The sequence below is a fragment of the Emticicia sp. 17c genome (assembly GCF_037153985.1).
Taxonomy (GTDB): Bacteria; Bacteroidota; Bacteroidia; order Cytophagales; family Spirosomataceae; genus Emticicia.
Window position 1 is genome coordinate 19927 of record NZ_JBBAYI010000018.1, and the last position, 18405, is coordinate 38331.

Sequence of the window (18405 nt, forward strand, 5' to 3'; positions counted from 1 at the left end):
ATGGAAAAATTAATAGACAAAAACCAGATAATTGGTATTGTGCTGTTGTTGGCAATGTGGGCCGGTTATACTTACTTTATGCCGTCTACTCCGCCACAAGAGCAAAAACCGGCAGTACCCCCAACTGCTACGAAAGTAGAACCTAAAAACACTCCGATAACAGATACCACAGCCATCAAAGCTGCTTTCGGTGATTTTGCTTCGGCAGCTACCGGAACTGCGCAGGATATAATCATAGAAAACCAAGATGCCAAATTTGTTTTCAGTACAAAGGGCGGCTCGGTAAAAGAAGTAATTCTGAAAAATTATTCTACTTATGACGATTTCAAGGCAGGAAACAAAAAACCTTTGACCCTTTTTGATGAAAAGAGTTCAACCATTAGTCTTGAGATTCAGACCAATAAAGGAAAAGTAGATTTAAAGAAACTTTTTTATACCTCATCAACACAATCAACAGTTCTGAAAGCAGGCGATTCAACTAAAATTGCGTTTAAGCTCGCACTAGGCGACAACCAATACGTTGAGCAGGTATATACCATTAAAGGTACTGGCTATATTGTTGATTACGACCTTAATCTGGTTGGGTTAGATGCGCTGGTACAGAATCAGCCGGTTCGCTTATACTGGCAGGATAACCTGAAAGTACTGGAACATGATATTAACGAAAACCGCAAGTCGGCACAAATTAACTTCTGGAATGCAAAAGAAGATGAGTTTGACGACATGGGTTCTAATAAAGTCGGCAACGATGAAACAACCCTGAATGACCCTATCAGATGGTTTTCGTTTAAACAAAAATACTTTATTACGGGTTTTGTAAGTAAGAATCAGGCGCTTACCAATGCTAAACTTAAGCTCACAACGCCTGAAACAAACCCAAATGTGGTAAAAATTGCAGAAGTAGATGCAAATTTACCTATTTCTGACCTAAAAACTGGTAAAGGAAATTACCGTTTCTATTTCGGGCCAAACGATTACCATTTGGTTAAAACAGTTACTGAAGGCTTTCACAGAAACGTTTATCTGGGTTATGACTTCGTAAAACCTATTAACCGTTACATATTTGTACCATTGTTCGGCTTAGTAGAAAACATAGTAAGTAACTATGGCTTGTTAATTATTGTAGTAGTATTAATTATTAAATTAGTGCTTACACCACTTATTTACAAGTCTTATGTAAGTTCGGCTAAAATGCGTATTCTGGCACCAGAACTGAATGAAATTCGGGCAAAAGTAGGCGACGACCAAGTAAAAATGCAACAGGAGCAAATGAAGCTATACCAACAGGTGGGTGTTAATCCGCTGAGTGGTTGTGTACCTATGCTTTTACAGATGCCAATCCTGATGTCGGTTTTCTTCCTGTTCCCGAACATGATTATGTTCCGTCAGAAAAACTTTTTGTGGGCATCTGACCTGTCAACCTATGATTATCCGATTAGCTGGGCTACCAGTTTACCAATTGTAGGTAACCATATCAGCTTGTTTGTAGTATTAATGACACTTTCGAGTTTGGCATTTACTTACTACAACAACCAGATTACACCAGACCAACCAGGGCCTATCGATATGAAGAAGATGAGTTATATCTTCCCGATTGTTTTCTTCTTCGTATTAAATAGTTTTCCGGCTGCCTTGAGCTTTTATTACCTGATTTCTAACGTAATTACGATTATTCAACAACAAGTTGTGCGTCGTTTCGTTGATGAAGATAAAATCAGAGAGATTTTAATGAACAATAAAATCAAGTTTCAGGCGAATCCTCAGGCTGCGAAAAAAGGAAAGTTTGCACAGTTTATGGAAAAACAAGTAAAACTAGCTGAAGAAACCCGTAAACAACAGGAAGAACAGAAAAAGAAGCAGCAGAATAAAAAGAAATAATATATTAACATTGAGCGAAGTAAGTTTACTTCGCTCAATGCTAGTAGTAAATCCCTAACAATAAGCCTATGCGAAGGACAAAAAGTTTTTTCTTTTTTTTACTCCTATCATTTTATGCAGTAGCGCAATCATCGACTAATCTTAACGAGAAAGACTACTTATTGCGATACAAAAAAGCTGTGCAATTGTATGCCGACCAGAAATATGCTGAGGCCAGAGATTTACTGCTACCACTCACCAACACTAAGTATAACAACTCCGTTGCCCCTTACGTACATTATTATTATGCCTTATCGGCATTCAAATTAAATAAGTACGCCGAAGCCCGCAATATGTTAAGACAACTGTCGGAACGTTTTTCTGACTGGAAAAAAACTGACGAAGCCACGTATTTATCAGCCAATATTGCTTTTGCAGAAAACAAGCCAGATGAAGCGTTGCAATACCTGAACCGTATAAGTTCAAAATCGTTCAGGCAGGAAATCGAAAATATGGAGTATACCTACCTGAGCAAGATTAAAGAGCTTTCGCGATTAAAACAACTCTATCAGAAATCTCCCAATAATCCTATTCTTGCGCAACTAATTGTAGATAATATCCAGAAAAGCAAAGTGGTAAGCCGCGAAGACCTAGAGTTGTCGGACCAGCTAACTAACCAGTTTAATTTAGGAGAAGATAACACAAGCATCAAGCCTAAAAAAAATAAATCTAAAGAAAACGACGACGCCATTAATGTTGCCGTATTGTTACCTTTTCGTTTATTTGAGTTTGACCCTAACCGCCCTAACCGTGCCAACCAGTATGTTTATGATATGTACGTAGGCATGAAACTGGCTCAGGAAAAACTAGCTTCTGAACAGATTACAGTTAACCTTTATGCCTTTGATGTAGAGCGGGAGGCCAAACCTGTAAGTGACCTTGTAAACGACCGTGCCTTTGAAAAAGTTGACCTAATTATAGGCCCGCTTTATCCTGAGGTAAACAAAATAGCAAATAGTTTTGCTAAGTCTAACGATATAATACAGGTACACCCTTTATCGAATAACCGGCAGCTAGTTAACAACGATAAAATAGCTTTTCTCGCCTCTCCTTCTTATGAAACACAGGCAGCAAAAGCTATTGAATACATGGTTAACGAAAATTCGGCGCGTTCGGTTAGTATCTATTATGGTAATACCCGCAAGGATTCTACCTTTGCTTATATTTATCGTGACAAAGCACTTGAAAAGGGGCTGAATGTATTTGCTATAAAAAAATATATCAAAGCTGACGACATTGATGTAAAACGCAAACCCGACCATATTTTTATTGCAGGTAGCGACCCAACCTTTGGCCAGAAAATAATTAGTGCCTTAGATAAGAAAAAAGTAAATGCTCCTATTATTGCAGCTTCGTCTGCTTTTGATTTTGAAAGCTCCTCACTAAATGTATTTAACCGTGATTTATACCTGATTCAGCTTGACTACATTGACCGTGAGAAAGAAGAAGTAAAGAATTTCAGAAGCACTTACATTAATAGCCAGAACATTGCACCATCGTACTATGGGTACTGGGGTTATGATATGATGCTTTTTTATGGTCGAATGTTAAAATCAGGCAAAAACAGGCTTCGTAACAACCTCGACTCTATCGAGTACACACAAGGCTACACCCTTGATGGTTTCGATTATACCAACCGTTCGCACGAAAATCAGATTGTACCTATCATTAAATATCAGGATGGCAAATTCATAGAAGTTGCCCGATAAAAGCCCTGAAAGGCAATAAAAAAGCAGTAGTAATGAATCTTACTACTGCTTTTTTATTACTGGTAAATGCCTTATTACATTTTCTGTCAGAAATACCCACCATTTTGCTTTCAGTTTAAACGAGTATTTTGCTTCTGTATAGGCAAAATAAATAGGAGATGCTTACACACCTCCTATTCTTATTGAACCCTTTAAAGCTAATATTTAATTGCCCAGTACGGATTCCGGTATGATTTTATACTGTCTTTAATATGCTTGGCTATCAGTTGGTCGTAGTCAGCATCTTTTATTTTTTTACCTCTTAATTTAGGAAGGCTTATTTCTTTATCCAGTTTCTTGAATTCTACGGTTGTAGCTGTAATAACTACGTCGCCGTCGTTCACTTCCAAGCCTAATATTAAGCCGGGTAAACCAAAGAAACGCTCAGGACCTGTCGAAACCGGAATATCACCAGTAAACCATGCTGTTATTTTCTGATGCTTTACGGTGTCTTCAGTAACGGCCTTCATACAGATATACCCTGCTATATCTTTAATCTGGTTCATGATTTTCCAGTTAGGTGCGTGTAAAGAATCATCTACAATATATGTTTTACCTAACATTTCAATGATTTCGGTTTTTTTCTCTTTTTCAAAGTTTCGGTAAATGTAGTATTCCTCTGACCTAGACGACCACCCATATTCGCTGGCTTCTTCAACGTTTGTGAGAAGGCTTTCGTTGGCATTGAAAAACAACTTTGTTTTGGTCTTCCAACCTTCATCGTCACGGCCCCACGTTTGCTTTACACGTTCTTTTTCTTCGTTTGACATATAACTTAATTGCCCCACGATTTTTGACCAGAATTCCTGACGCTCATAAATAACCATGCCTTCATTTTTTTGTGCAAAACTCATAAATGGCATCAGTAAGATTAACAGTAACAAGCGCAACGGATATTTGTTTATAGCTCTCATATATGATGTGTTTTTAATATTATTCTATTGATTTTATTACCAGCCCTGACGACGCATCTTAGCACTTACGCCTCTTACGTTATAAGTAAAGCTCAACATAAAGTATCTTGAAAGCGTTTGTGTCTGTTCTTGTGAAACGAAGTTCTGATAGGCATATTGGTTAATACCCACATTTTTCTTTAACAAATCATACCCCGACAAACGTATTTCGGCTTTTTTGGCTTTCCCTAACAATTTATATACAGACGCATAGAGAATCGGGATATGCTGATTAAACCCGAAGCGTTCGTTCTGATAAATTCTGTAATTCAGATTTGAACTGAAATAGAAATCTTTCGGCAAAGCCACGTTCATTTCACCACCTAAAGTATGGTTAAATATCTGCTGATTTTGTGTTTTATTAATAGAATACTTGGTATTTGTAATACCGAAGTTGCCATTAGCATAGAACGTAAACTTATCGCTCGGGGTCAGGTCAAGTCGGAAACCAAAATTGTAGCCATCGTTATGGGTTTCGTTCAGTACGTTATTAATATATATCAGGCTTTTAGATAAGTTAGCACCACCATTCAGGTTTAAAGTACTTTTGGTTTTTTTAAGCGGGAAACCAAAGCCCAGATACGAACCCCAGTTTTGCCCACCCGATATATTGGTTGGTTTTGCTGTGGTAACTAGCGTAATGGGGTCAACGGTTTGGTTATAAATAACCTGATTCACGTTATAGTTATAATAAATATTGAAGAACATATTCGTGAAACTGGCAGGGTTAAACATATTATAACCTACGTAGGCTCTATGGGTACTCATAGGCAACAAGTTGGGGTTTCCGACTCTGATATATAACGTATTACTGTTGTCAATGATTGGCTGTAAGTCTTTAATGGCAGGTTCGCTTACTTCTTTACCATAATCAGCCCAGATGTATCTGTTATTTTTAAGGTCGATACTCACCGACGACGCTGGTACTAAAGCAAATATATCACGATTGATTTTTTGTATATCGGTTGATGTTTTGCTTCTGGCAAAGTTTCCTGCAAAATGAAAATGCTGAGCGGCCAAACCAAACGAGATATTTACGCCTTTATGGTTATATCTGACGTTTGTTCCGAAACGGTTATACATAAAATCGTTGTTGTAATAATTGCTCAGCGAGTCTATTCTGATAGCATCGGTTGTCTGAACATTTCTATCCACTGCATCACGACGCAGGCTAAAGTTATAGAAAGTTTCAGAAAAGAATTTCTTCGATAGTGGTTCAACAAAAAGCAAACTCGATTTAACCAGATGGCGCGGGCTACTTGTAAAGTTTATCTGATTAATATTGGCCGGAATAGCTCCGGTAGAAGGCCCGAATAACTGGTTATTGGAGTTCTGGGTGGCTTCTCCGTCCGAATCATTATAGTTATAAGTAATACTGGCCGCGAAATTTCTTCCTTTTTTCTTAAACTTGTGGCGATACAACCCAATTAAGGCTACTGCTCCTGAGTTAAATTCACTGGCATTATTAATACTGGTTCTATTTGATTGAGAGCCATCTTCTCTGAAAAACTCCTGAACACTGTTAAATTTGGTTGTTCCGTTACCGAATCTGCCATTACCAATTAATACAAGTGTATTTAGCGAATCAAGCGTTTTTTCGAAGCGCAAGCTCACCCGATGATTACGGCTGATACGGTTTTGAGTACTATTTTCAAAATTTTTGAATGAAGTATTATTCTGAAGAAAATTCTCTCTCTCTAGTGTTTTGCTTACAATCTGTTGTGTTTGGCTGTAATAATAGTTTGAGCTGAATTTTGTATTTTTAGTGTCATAGTTATAGTTGGCTCCACCAGCATAGTTTTCTGAAAAACCCTGAAAATTACGTCCGCCAATCGGAATACTTATGCTTTCTTCAGTGTCGTTGTCATAGAAATATCTTACGCCACTACTGAAACCAAAATCGGCTTCATCGCCCCAGTTATAAGCCTGACTCCCTCTGAAATCCTGAAAATCATCTCTCGAAATACCTGTCTGGTTAATATTATTACCCAACCCTACAATTGAGAACTGCTGTTTGGTATCAAATCGGTTATAGTTTCCTTTCAGTTCAGCTCTTTCGTCGGTACCGATACCTGCCGTAACTTTTCCGAAACCACCCTTTTTGAAACTATCTTTCAGTTCAAGGTTAACCGTTTTTTCTTTCTTGCCATCGTCAACACCAGTTGCTTTGGCCTGTTCTGACTTATCATTGAAGATTTGTACTTTTGTAATGGCTTCGGCAGGAAGGTTTTTAGTGGCTGCTTTGGGGTCACTTCCGAAGAAACTTTTTCCGTCAACAGTAACTTTTTTTACATCTTGCCCCTGCGCTTTAATGTTACCATCCTGATCGATTTGTACACCGGGTAGCTTTCGGAGTAGGTCTTCGACAGTTGAGCCGGGTGGCACTTTAAATGAAGCGGCGTTGTATTCGATGGTATCACCCTTAATATTTAAAGGTGCGCGGGCTGTCTTCACTACTACTTCCATCAATTCGCGGGCAATAGGTTTTAATTTCAGGCTTCCCAAATCGTTTACGGCTCCATCAACAGGAGTAACTTCTTTCTGAAAAGGCACATACCCAACAAAGGAAATTTTTAAGAGATAGTTGGCTTTTTTCACATTTTTAAACTCAAAAGCTCCATTTTCGTCGGTTCGTCCGAAATTCACGAGTGTAGAGTCTTTGGGTTGCAAGAGCATGACGGTGGCAAAGGGCATGGGTACATTAGCCGAGTCGATGGCTACCCCTTTGATATTAAATTTGGTTGGATTTTGAGCAAATGCAAACAATACTGCATGCATAAGCACAGCAATGATAAGTAACTGCTTTTTCATACGAGTTGTTAAATAGAAATTTTAGAATAGGCGATTAGTAATAACTAATTATTTAGTTCATAACGCTGCGAAGATAGATATATTTTCCAAACGAAATCAAATTTTAACCATTTTTAACTAATCTTTTACATAAGCCCTATATGGCACGATTTATTTTTACAAATTGAGGCAGTTTTTTTACAAAAGACCAACACATTTTACAAAAAAATTGTACTTTTCCGTACTTAAGTAAAAATAAATGACTGATTTTTAGCGTTTATTTTGTCATAGGCATTGTATTTGCCTATTTTTGTAGTAGAACCAAATTAAATAAGTAATGCTAAAGAAATATTTACTTGGTTCGTTGCTAGTCGTCACGTCTGTGGCAGGAAAAGCCACCGACCCGCCCTCTTCTAAATCTAAATCAACTACAACACGAGAGGTTTCTGAAAAAACAGAGTACTCAAAATTAACCGACGACCTACAACGATTCGCCAAAAAATTTATCGGCATCCGTTACCTATGGGGTGGAAAAGCACCTAAAGGTTTCGATTGCTCCGGTTTAGTCAACTACGTATTTGCCAAGTTTGGTATGAAAGTAGGGCACCGCAGTTCTGACCTCTTTAAGCTGGGGTACCATACTTCACCAGAAGAAGCCCAACCGGGCGACTTAATCTTTTTCAAGATTAATGGCAGTAAAGAAGCTGTTTCACACGTAGGCATCGTACTGGAGTCAGATAAAAATGGGCTTAGATTCATTCATTCTGCCAGACAAAAAGGGGTTTGTATCAGCTATCTAAAAGAAAGTTATTACAGTAAACATTTTGCTGGTATACGCCGAGTGATTGACAGCCTTAAAGGTTGCCAATAATGAATTTTACCAAATATTCATTTACCAAATATTTAGTTACCCAAATAATGAGTTACTTTCTTACGAAAGTAACTCATTATATTTACGGGTGGGCATTTACAAATAAAGGTAAAATATCGTTAATATTACTGGTTAGGCAGATAATTTGTCCAATATGAAATTTATTTAGAGATAATTTTAAGAACCTAAGCCACGTATTTTAGATATATTTTCAAGCTAAATTTTGCATTTGTTTTACTAAATAGCGTACTTTGTGCAAGTATCAAGAAATTCGCAGTTTTGCGGAGACCCAACCGAGTAGAAACACTACGGTGGTAAAAAGATGCGGGCAATAAGAGATACCTATCTTAGTTGTCAAAAAAGTTTCTTTTTAACTTCTGCACAGAGTTTTATTGCATACACCTATTTGCAAATCATTTAAAACCAAGTAAGATTTATGGCGTATTTATTCACTTCCGAGTCAGTTTCGGAAGGACACCCAGACAAAGTTGCTGACCAAATTTCTGACGCTCTTATTGATAACTTTTTGGCGTTTGACCCAGCTTCTAAAGTTGCCTGCGAAACATTGGTAACGACTGGTCAGGTAGTTTTGGCAGGTGAAGTAAAAACAAAAACCTACCTTGATGTACAAACAATTGCCCGCGATGTAATCGCAAAAATTGGTTATACTAAATCAGAATATATGTTTGAGGCCAACTCATGTGGTATCTTGTCGGCTATCCATGACCAATCGGCTGATATTAACCGTGGTGTTGACCGCCTGGCTGATGAAAGAAATTTTGAAGAAAAAGCTGAAGCTCAAGGAGCAGGCGACCAAGGAATGATGTTTGGCTACGCAACCCGTGAGACAGACAACTACATGCCACTTGCCCTAGACCTAGCGCATAAAATTTTGCAGGAACTTTCGGCCATCCGCCGCGAAAACAAACGTATTAAATACCTTCGCCCTGACGCCAAGTCACAGGTAACTATCGAATATGCTGATAATAACAGGCCTATCCGAATTGATACCATTGTTGTTTCTACACAACATGATGACTTCGCCGCAGATGAGGCAATGCTGGCTACTATCCGTAAAGATATTATCGGATATGTTATTCCACGTGTAAAAGCAAAATTGAAGCCGTCGTTACGTAAACTATTTAACGACCAGATTACCTACCATATTAACCCTACGGGTAAATTCGTTATTGGTGGGCCACATGGTGACACAGGCTTGACAGGCCGTAAAATTATTGTTGATACTTACGGTGGTAAAGGTGCGCATGGTGGTGGTGCATTCTCGGGTAAAGACCCCTCAAAAGTTGACCGCTCGGCCGCCTATGCTACTCGCCACATAGCCAAAAATCTGGTTGCGGCAGGTGTTTGTGACGAAGTACTTGTACAAGTATCTTATGCCATTGGTGTTGCTAAACCTTGTGGTATTTTTATTGATACCTATAATACTGCGAAAGTAAAAGGCGAAAACGGTAAAAAACTTACTGATGGAGAAATTGCCAGAATTGTTGAGAAGGTTTTTGATATGCGCCCGTATGCTATCGAACAACGCCTGAAACTTCGTAACCCGATATACTCAGAAACTGCGGCTTATGGCCACATGGGCAGAGAGTCAGCTTGGGTTGATAAAGTATTTAAAGGCCCTGAAGGTGAAAAAACTGTAAAAGTTGAACTTTTCACTTGGGAAAAACTTGATTACGTTGATAAAGTAAAAGAGGCTTTTGGTATTAACTAATAGCGATATAAACATATTATAAAAAAATAAGGAGTTAAAGCTCCTTATTTTTTTTATACATAATTTTCAATATATTCTGAAAATACAATAAAAAACATTAGACGTTTGGCCAAAAAAAAGCCAGCGAAGTTTCCTTCACTGGCTTATATAGCTACAATTATGAGTTCTACCGATTAAAGCATTCGTTTGATGATTTCTTCTACTGAAATATGCTCAGCTTCAGCTTTGAAGTTTCTTACCACACGGTGGCGAAGAACAGCAACGGCTACGGCTTTTACATCTTCAATATCAGGCGAATACTTACCATTTACGAGTGCATTACACTTTGCCGCCAAAATAAGGTTCTGAGAAGCACGAGGGCCAGCCCCCCAGTCAAGATATTTATTGGTATCTGCAGAGGCCATTTCTGTATTTGGGCGGGTTTTATGTACAAGACTTACCGCATATTCAACTACATTATCAGCCACAGGCACTCGGCGTACCAAATGCTGAAAATACAGGATTTGTTCGGCCGTTAATACCTTGTTTACAGTTACTTTATTGTCAGAAGTAGTATTTTTTACGATGTTCAACTCTTGCTGATACGACGGGTAGTCAAGATGCACCATAAACATGAAGCGGTCGAGTTGGGCTTCTGGCAGCGGATAAGTACCTTCCTGCTCAATAGGGTTTTGTGTAGCTAACACAAAAAATGGGCGACCAATGTTATGTTTTTTTCCTGCAACCGTTACGGCGTACTCCTGCATGGCTTCCAACAATGCCGACTGTGTTTTAGGCGGCGTACGGTTAATTTCGTCAGCAAGAATAATATTTGCAAATACAGGGCCTTTAATGAATCGGAAGTTGCGCTCGTTATCGAGGGTTTCAGAACCCAGAATATCTGAAGGCATCAGGTCAGGGGTAAACTGAATCCGGTTAAAGTCTAAATCTAAAGCAGATGCAATAGTCTGAATCAGCAAGGTTTTTGCCAAGCCTGGCACCCCTACTAACAGGCAGTGGCCCTGACAAAAAATAGCTGTTAATAATAAACGAACCGTTTCATCCTGCCCTACTATTACTTGTCCTATTTCTTTTCTTAAACTATCAAAAGCAACTTTGAGGGCGTCGGCTGCTTCTACATCTGAATTAAATTGAACTTTGCTCATTAAATTACGGAATGGGTGAATTAGTTATGGTCAGTGTCTTGGCTAGTTATCAGTCTGGACTTTCCCGAAAATATTACAAGACTCAAACTCTGGGTCAATTTTTATATAAACATCAGCAATTGCCTTTTTAAACCACGTTTCAATTTCTCGGCTTCGTTTTTCCATCAAAGCAAAGTCTTTAATTTTCTCAAAATCATCTTTAAGATTAGCTATATGAGGCGCATACTTAGCTTTATAATAAATGATACGAACACCGGTTTTACCGTCTTCGCTTCTGTATGGCAGAGGTGCAGTAATCGTGCCAACTTTCATACTATCGATAGTAAAGTAAAGGGTTGGGTCCATCGATTGGTCGAGCGGTAATTTAGAGGCCGCTGTTTGCGGGTCAGATAACATTCCGCCTGCATCCTGCGTTTGTTTATCTTCCGAAAAATCTTTTGCTGCTTTTTCAAATTTAATACTGTCGCGTACGATTTGTGTACGAAGGCTATCCAAGAATCTGGTTGGCTGTGTCAGGTCAAGGCGGTTATAGTCAGGGCGTAACAAAATATGTCTGGCATGGAACTCCTGCCCACGTAGCTCAAGTGTCTGAATAAGGTGCAAACCAAAGTCTGACTCCACTACATCTGATATTTCGTTAGGTTTCAATTTCATAGCAGAAGCCTCAAACTGCGGAACCATCTGCCCTCTTTTTGACCACCCCAAATCGCCACCATACTGGCGTGAGCCTGGGTCTTCAGAATATTCTTTAGCTAAATCTTCAAATTTTTCTCCGGCCAGAATCCGGCGTTTATAATCGAGCAGCCGCTCCGAAAGTTCATCTTTCTGCGCTTTTGTTACTTTGGCATAACGCACAATATGCCCGATTTGTACCTCGGTTGGTATTTCAGGAATACTATCTTTCGGAATTTGGTTAAAGAATTTTTTCACCTCATTGGGTGTTACTTTAAGGCCTTTGGTGATTTCGTTCTGCATTTTTTGGGCTGTTAGCTGCTCTTTTACCTGCGAACGCACCTCACTCTTCAAGGTTTCGAGTGTTTTGCCAAACTGGTCAACTATATTTTTTTCATTACCATATAGCTGAATCATCTGCTGCATACGTGCAGTAAGTTGTGCATCTACATCTTTATCATCAACCAGCACCGAGTCAATTTCTGCCTTAGCAACCAGTAATTTGTTAACAACAAGGCTTTCTAAAGCCTGACATTTCGAGATAGGTTGCTGCTGTTGTTGTGAGCGCATATACCATTGCTCTACTTCAGAACGAAGCACAATGTAGTTATCAACTTTTGCTATAATTCTATCAATATTAATGGGTTTATCCTGAGAAAACGCTAATATTGGCAAGCAAATAAGTAAGATTAGTTTCTTAAACATATATTTTATGATAGTGTACTTATAATATTGTAGGTAAGATATTTCGGTTTTATTGTTTTCTTGTTTCTATTACTTTATCAATTTCTTCTTTATTAATTTTAACCGGATACCTTGCCTCCAGTTGCTCATTAAACTGTTTTTCGAGTTGTTTCTGGTAATCGGCCAGTACTTGCCCGCGGGCTTCTCTTAATGTTTTATAACGAGCTGGTTCAGTTTTTTCGATAGATAAGTCAATGTGCTTGCCATTTTTTATAATCGACTGCGAACCAACTTCCCATTTAAAGGCATCAACATAAGGGTTATCACCTCTTTTGAAATAACCATCTTCAATAGTTACGCTGTTAGGTTCTTTACGGTTAAAGCGTTTTTCAACATCTTTTTTGGAGTTGCTGTAAAACTGAAAAACTACGCGCTGATTCTTCATCCAGTCGAATCTGTCGGCTGGTTTTGTTTTTGCGTAATCGTTTTCAATGATTCTTTCAATGGGCAAACCATTCATTGTTAAGAAACTCTTTACTTTTTCGATACGCTCAGCCGAAGTAGTGTTGTTTTCGTTTTGGTCGGCATAGCCTCCTATTTCAACCACATAGCCTTTATTAAGGCGCATAATTTCCAGCAAATTTGCTAAAATCCTTTTATGTTCTGGTGTTAAATCGCTAGAAAATTTAGTAAAATACAATGGGTCTTTCATGGTACTTTTAAGCGGATACGGCATTCCTTTCTTAAAAATATCCTTTACGGCAGCCAGAGTTTGGGCATCTTTTGCGACTATCAGGCTTCCGCTGACTCTTTCAGGCATTTGATAATTAGCCTTATTTTTCTCGTAAAAAGCACGTTGGCCTAGAGTGTCTGCTACTGATTTTTCGTATACCAAATCGTTCAGTAACTGAACTTTCAGAAAACTTGCCGAGTACTCCTGCATTAAGAGTTTAAAGTCAGGGTTAATTTCAGCCAGATGCGCCTGTGCATATTCTTTTACGTTTTTATCAACAAATTTCTTGTATAAACTGCGCATCCATATCGTTGGTGTATACCCCGCAGGAACCCGTTCAACCATTTGTCTGTCCATCACAAAATCATAGAATGCTTTTGTTTTGATTTCGTTTTTGCTGATAGTAAAAATGGTGCTGTTAGTTGTGGGATTATTTAATACATAGCCCCATTTCTTTTTTAACAGGTTGGTATCTGCTGCCTCGATAGCTTTTTTAACTATATCACTGTTTTCAACAAATTGCATATCTTTTTTGAGGCGATTCAAGGCATTTTCTTTTACCAGCTCACCTCTCGAATCGGTCACTACTTTTTCTTTTAATTTAGGCAAAAGCTCTTCGTAGGACTCAAGCGGGTATTTTTTTGATAACCTGATAATATGCCATCCGGCTGAACTACGAACAGGTTTTGAAACCTCACCTTCTTTCAATGAAAACGCTGCCTGTTCAAAGGCGGTTTCTTCACGGGTGCCTATACCAAACACAGGCAGGTAGCCTCCGTTATCTCTGGTTTTATAGTCGTCAGAGTATTTTTTGCATAATTCTTCAAACACAGCTCCTTTTGTGAGCAAGGTATATAAAGAATCAATCTGATACCTTTCTTTGGCATATACCGAATCGGGGGCATTGGCTGGTACACTTTTCAGCAAGTGCTGTACCAATACTTTTCCACTGTTAGGCCTGCGTTCCAAAACCTTAATGAGATGATACCCTGCTTTGGTCCTGACAGGCATTGACACCTGCCCTACTGCTACATTAAACGCTGCTTTTTCTAGGGGGTATACTAGTTGTAATGCAGTAAACCATCCTAATTCTCCGCCTTTGCTACTTGTTTTTTTATCTTGTGAGAATTGCTGCGCCAATACACCGAAATCCTCCCCTTCTAATGCTCTCCTTCTGATATCAATGAGTTTATTATAAATAGCTGCGGTGTCGGTAGGTTCGGCAAATTCGGGTAGTTGATACATAATGTGCGACGCTCTCACTTCTTGCAACAGCCAATCATAAGTTTCTTTCAGCAGTGCTTTAATGGTAGTGCTGTCGGTAAGATACGCCTCGGCTAGAATACCCTTATATGTCTGAAGTTCCTCTTTAAATTCTTCCGAGTTGTCGTAGCCTCTTCTTTTAGCCTCTGCAATAATTCTTTGGTCATAAATTACCTGCTCCAATGCTTTTTCGGCCGGAACAGAATCATTTACCATTATTTTTTCAATCTCCTGCTTAATATCCGAAACCTTTACCTCACTTGTGCCTACGGTAAGCCCAACGGGTTCGGCATATAACACATTTTTTGTTTCAGGCACAGCTTGTACCACACTATTACCAGCCGATTTTGTTGCATCTTTAGCCGTTTTATCTGTTGATGATGGCTTTTTTAAAATCTGGCAAGCAAACTGTGAAAAGATTAATAGTATATATGGGAATATCTTGTAAAATCGCTTCATAACAAATACTTCTATTCAATCATCTTAACGGCATATTAAAATGCCACTATGTTACAATAACTAAACTCTAATGGTTTAAAAATTATTGTGATGAATCTTTAATTTTGTTTGGGTTTATAATATGCCGAAATAAATTATTTCAGGCAAAAAGAACGGGGAACCAAAAATAACAGAAATTTCTGCTTTTTACGAAGTTTTATTGATTATTTCTTCCACAACTGACTCCCCTGACGATAAATCTCCGCTTGTCCACTGCCACTTTTCATGCAGTCGTATCCGGCCGTCGGCAAGTACTTCCGGTCTTGAACAGCACTTGCCTGTCATTAACTCTCCTTCTTTGTTAATATGCTCATATCGCATATCTAGCACACCATTTTCAAGCATTCTGGCTATTAAAAAGCCTTTCATGATTGCACCACCTGCATATTCAGCCCAGACAATTGTACCCTCCTGAAAATAATGAAATAGGGTTTGCTCGCTTACTTCGCCATTAGCTGTATTACTTACAGATTGAAATATTTTTTTATGATAATTTAACATTTCAAAAAACTATACCAGCGGCTCTTGCTGCGACAAACAATGAAAACTTCCTAAACCCCAGATAATTTCTGTGGCATCAATACCTATCATTTTCCTATCGGGGAAACACCTCTGAATAATTTCCAGTGCTACGTCATCTTTATCGCAACGATACGTTGGTACAATAACAGCTCCATTTGTAATCAGGAAATTAGCATAAGAAGCGGGTAGCCTTATGCCACTATCATGGACGGCATCAGGCATGGGTAATTCTATGATATTTAAAGGTTTGCCATTCAGAAGGCGCATCTTTGTTAAATCTTTGAGATTTTCCTGCAATGGATGATAATTATCGTCAGTTGCATTATGTTCAATAACTGTAAGCACTGTATCTTCATTCACAAAGCGGGTAGTGTCATCTATGTGGCCGTCGGTGTCGTCGCCTACAATGCCATCTGTCACCCAAAGTACTTGGTCTACCCCATAGTAATCAAACAGATACTGTTCAATCTGTGACTGATTCAAATGAGGGTTTCTGTTCGGATTTAGTAAACATGACTTGCTGGTCAGGACGGTTCCTTTACCATTAAACTCAACCGACCCACCTTCCATGATAATGCCCGGTGCTACGTAGGGCAAACCCAAATACTCGGCAATTTTTATTGGTATGCGGTCGTCATCATCATAGGGTGGATATTTCCCTCCCCATGCGTTATAGCCCCACTCAACAATCATACGCTCTTTAGTTGTAGGATTTATCAGAAACGCAGGGCCGTGGTCGCGGCACCATGAGTCATTGGTAGCATGCACAGGAATTTCGACCTGATTCTGGTCTATCTCATACTTTTCCAGTAACTGTATGATTAACTCTTTTTGTTGCTGGTTGGTGGCGTTAATACAAACTTTTTCGCTTTCAGCTATGGCTTTTACAAAAGCCATATAAGAGGGATATATCCTTTCCAGACGCTCGCCGTAATCCCACGAGTCAGAACTTTGAGGAAAACTTAACCATGTTGCACGATGTGGATGCCACTCGGCCGGAAAGAAAAAACCTTGTTGTTTGGGTGTTTTAAGCACTATTTACTACTGATTTTTTAGATTTTACATTGATGAAATCTCTCAGAAATAATCTAAGAAAAAACAAAGGTAAGGCTATTATCTAATAAAATAAATCCAAAATTCAGAATATAACGTAAATAGATGTAGAAGTGCAAAACAAAATGAAATTTTATTCTTATATCAATTCGAGACGAAGCCAACCTTAATAATATTATTTTTTTTTGGAAAGATGCAAGATAAATAACATATTTGGGAATTATAACTTATTAAGCCCAAGATAAAAATTAGTTTGGCACGTCGTATTAGCATATCAGAAGAAGAATTAGTGGCTTTGTTGAAAGACAAAGACCAACGGGGCTTTAATATACTGTATAATAACTATTCAGGTGCTTTGTATGGTGTGCTGAATAAAATTATACAGTCGAATGACGATGCCGATGATTTGCTTCAGGATACTTTTCTGAAGATATGGCGTAACATTGACAATTATGATGCCTCGAAAGGTAGTATTTTTACCTGGATGATGAATATTGCCCGTAATCTGGCAATTGATAAAGTAAGGTCTGTTGATTTCAGAGATAGCTCTCAGAATATTGCTATGGAAGATAAAGTTGTTTATCAGATTGATAGCGAGTACCAGACAATACAAGAGGTAGACGGCATAGGCTTGCAAAAGGTGGTTGATAAGTTAAAACCCGAATACAGACAGTTGATAGATTTGGTTTATTATAAAGGCTACACTCAGGCAGAAGTAGCTGAGGAGTTTGATATACCACTGGGTACTGTAAAAACCAGAATTAAAGCGGCAGTAAATACTTTACGTACATTATTGCAAACACTAGTACTTTTATTGATTAATTTTTTGTAGAGACTACCTGAAATTTGAATAAAATATGCTTGATATTTTGACCTAAATTATTAATTATGTAATCAAGCTGTAAAAAAATGGATATTCATTCATACATAGCGTCTGGTATTTTAGAAAGCTACGTGCTTGGTTCGGCTAATGAAGAAGAAATGGCCGAAGTGGAGCAAATGGCAATAAAATATCCTGAAATCAAAGCAGAACTTCGGGCAATCGAAGATGCTCTGGAAAGCTATGCTTTTACTCATGCCCAAGAACCTCCTGCATATCTGAAAAATCAGATTTGGGATGTTATCAAGGCTGAAACAACTAATGCTGGCTCAGCAGTAAGAGAGACAAAAGTAATAGATTTCATTGATGGAGAAGAAGTTGAGCTAACGGCTCTGGAACAACCCAAGCCAAACGGATTTTTTAGTAGTTATATCAGGATTGCAGCCTCATTGGCACTGTTAGGAAGCGTACTGGCAAATGTTTATGTGCTTACACGCTGGAATGCAAGCAAAGAAAACCTTTCATTGGCTATTAATGAAAACATTAAGCTACAAAAGGAACTAAAAAATAACGAGGGCATGATGAAAGCCAGTGAAGTAAAAATGCTCATGAGTCCTGAAGTAAAGACATTCAAGTTAATGGGCCAGAAAGTTTCGCCCAACTCAACTGTTATGCTTGCTTTAGATATGAAAACCAATAAAGTGTATCTGGTACGCCCCAATTTGCCAGAACCACCCGCTGGAATGCAGTATCAGCTTTGGGCTATTGTAGATGATAAACCACTAGATGCCGGTGTATTTGATATTATTAACAATATGCAGGAGCTAAAAAAGGTACCACTGCCAAAAGCATTTGCTGTTACACTTGAAAAGAAAGGCGGCAACCCAGTACCAACATCTGATATTTTCGTTATGGGTATTTAAAAGAAAATACCCTTTTATACCTTACATACTCTAAAAACCAAAAGCCCTGGCTTTTGGTTTTTAATAGTACTTTAGGCTATT

Annotated in this window: 13 protein-coding genes; 6 read left to right on the top strand and 7 right to left on the bottom strand. The window is 38.5% G+C overall.

Annotated features, from left to right (window positions below):
* Together yidC and WAA15_RS22940 are read left to right on the top strand one after the other, a co-directional pair.
* A complete protein-coding gene (yidC, locus tag WAA15_RS22935) occupies positions 1-1878 on the top strand; it encodes a membrane protein insertase YidC (protein ID WP_337045188.1) in 1878 nt (625 codons plus the stop codon).
* A 68-nt stretch (positions 1879-1946) separates the two neighbouring features.
* Positions 1947-3626 (top strand): hypothetical protein, encoded by a 1680-nt coding sequence (locus WAA15_RS22940; RefSeq protein ID WP_337045189.1) that lies wholly within the window; start codon positions 1947-1949, stop codon positions 3624-3626.
* 197 nt (positions 3627-3823) lie between these two features.
* Here WAA15_RS22940 and WAA15_RS22945 read toward each other — a convergent pair whose 3' ends face one another.
* Both WAA15_RS22945 and WAA15_RS22950 read right to left on the bottom strand, forming a co-directional pair.
* Entirely contained in the window at positions 3824-4579 is a 756-nt protein-coding gene (locus WAA15_RS22945; RefSeq protein ID WP_337045190.1) for a GLPGLI family protein, read from the bottom strand.
* A 36-nt stretch (positions 4580-4615) separates the two neighbouring features.
* On the bottom strand, positions 4616-7429 hold the full coding sequence (locus WAA15_RS22950; protein WP_337045191.1) for an outer membrane beta-barrel protein: 2814 nt from the start codon (positions 7427-7429) through the stop codon (positions 4616-4618).
* A gap of 316 nt (positions 7430-7745) precedes the next feature.
* Between WAA15_RS22950 and WAA15_RS22955 the strand changes: the two genes are divergently transcribed.
* Both WAA15_RS22955 and metK read left to right on the top strand, forming a co-directional pair.
* A complete protein-coding gene (locus WAA15_RS22955; protein ID WP_337045192.1) occupies positions 7746-8279 on the top strand; it encodes a C40 family peptidase in 534 nt (177 codons plus the stop codon).
* 436 nt (positions 8280-8715) lie between these two features.
* Entirely contained in the window at positions 8716-10011 is a 1296-nt protein-coding gene (gene metK / locus WAA15_RS22960) for a methionine adenosyltransferase (protein WP_337045193.1), read from the top strand.
* 173 nt (positions 10012-10184) lie between these two features.
* Here the strand turns inward: metK and WAA15_RS22965 are convergent, their stop codons facing one another.
* The 5 genes from WAA15_RS22965 to WAA15_RS22985 form a co-directional block, all read right to left on the bottom strand.
* On the bottom strand, positions 10185-11156 hold the full coding sequence (locus tag WAA15_RS22965) for an AAA family ATPase (protein ID WP_337045194.1): 972 nt from the start codon (positions 11154-11156) through the stop codon (positions 10185-10187).
* Between the two features lie 42 nt (positions 11157-11198).
* Complete coding sequence (locus WAA15_RS22970) at positions 11199-12533, bottom strand: peptidylprolyl isomerase (RefSeq protein ID WP_337045195.1); 1335 nt, start codon at positions 12531-12533, stop codon at positions 11199-11201.
* Positions 12534-12582: 49 nt separating this feature from the next.
* Entirely contained in the window at positions 12583-14967 is a 2385-nt protein-coding gene (locus tag WAA15_RS22975) for a peptidylprolyl isomerase (RefSeq protein WP_337045196.1), read from the bottom strand.
* Positions 14968-15153: 186 nt separating this feature from the next.
* Positions 15154-15507, bottom strand: coding sequence for a n-acetylglutamate synthase (locus WAA15_RS22980; RefSeq protein ID WP_337045197.1), 354 nt, complete (start codon positions 15505-15507; stop codon positions 15154-15156).
* A 9-nt stretch (positions 15508-15516) separates the two neighbouring features.
* Positions 15517-16563 (bottom strand): agmatine deiminase family protein, encoded by a 1047-nt coding sequence (locus WAA15_RS22985; protein WP_337045198.1) that lies wholly within the window; start codon positions 16561-16563, stop codon positions 15517-15519.
* A 271-nt stretch (positions 16564-16834) separates the two neighbouring features.
* On the opposite strand from WAA15_RS22985, the gene WAA15_RS22990 reads away from it, so the two are divergent.
* Both WAA15_RS22990 and WAA15_RS22995 read left to right on the top strand, forming a co-directional pair.
* A complete protein-coding gene (locus WAA15_RS22990) occupies positions 16835-17413 on the top strand; it encodes an RNA polymerase sigma factor (protein WP_337045199.1) in 579 nt (192 codons plus the stop codon).
* 77 nt (positions 17414-17490) lie between these two features.
* On the top strand, positions 17491-18324 hold the full coding sequence (locus tag WAA15_RS22995) for an anti-sigma factor (RefSeq protein WP_337045200.1): 834 nt from the start codon (positions 17491-17493) through the stop codon (positions 18322-18324).
* Positions 18325-18405: the final 81 nt, after the last annotated feature.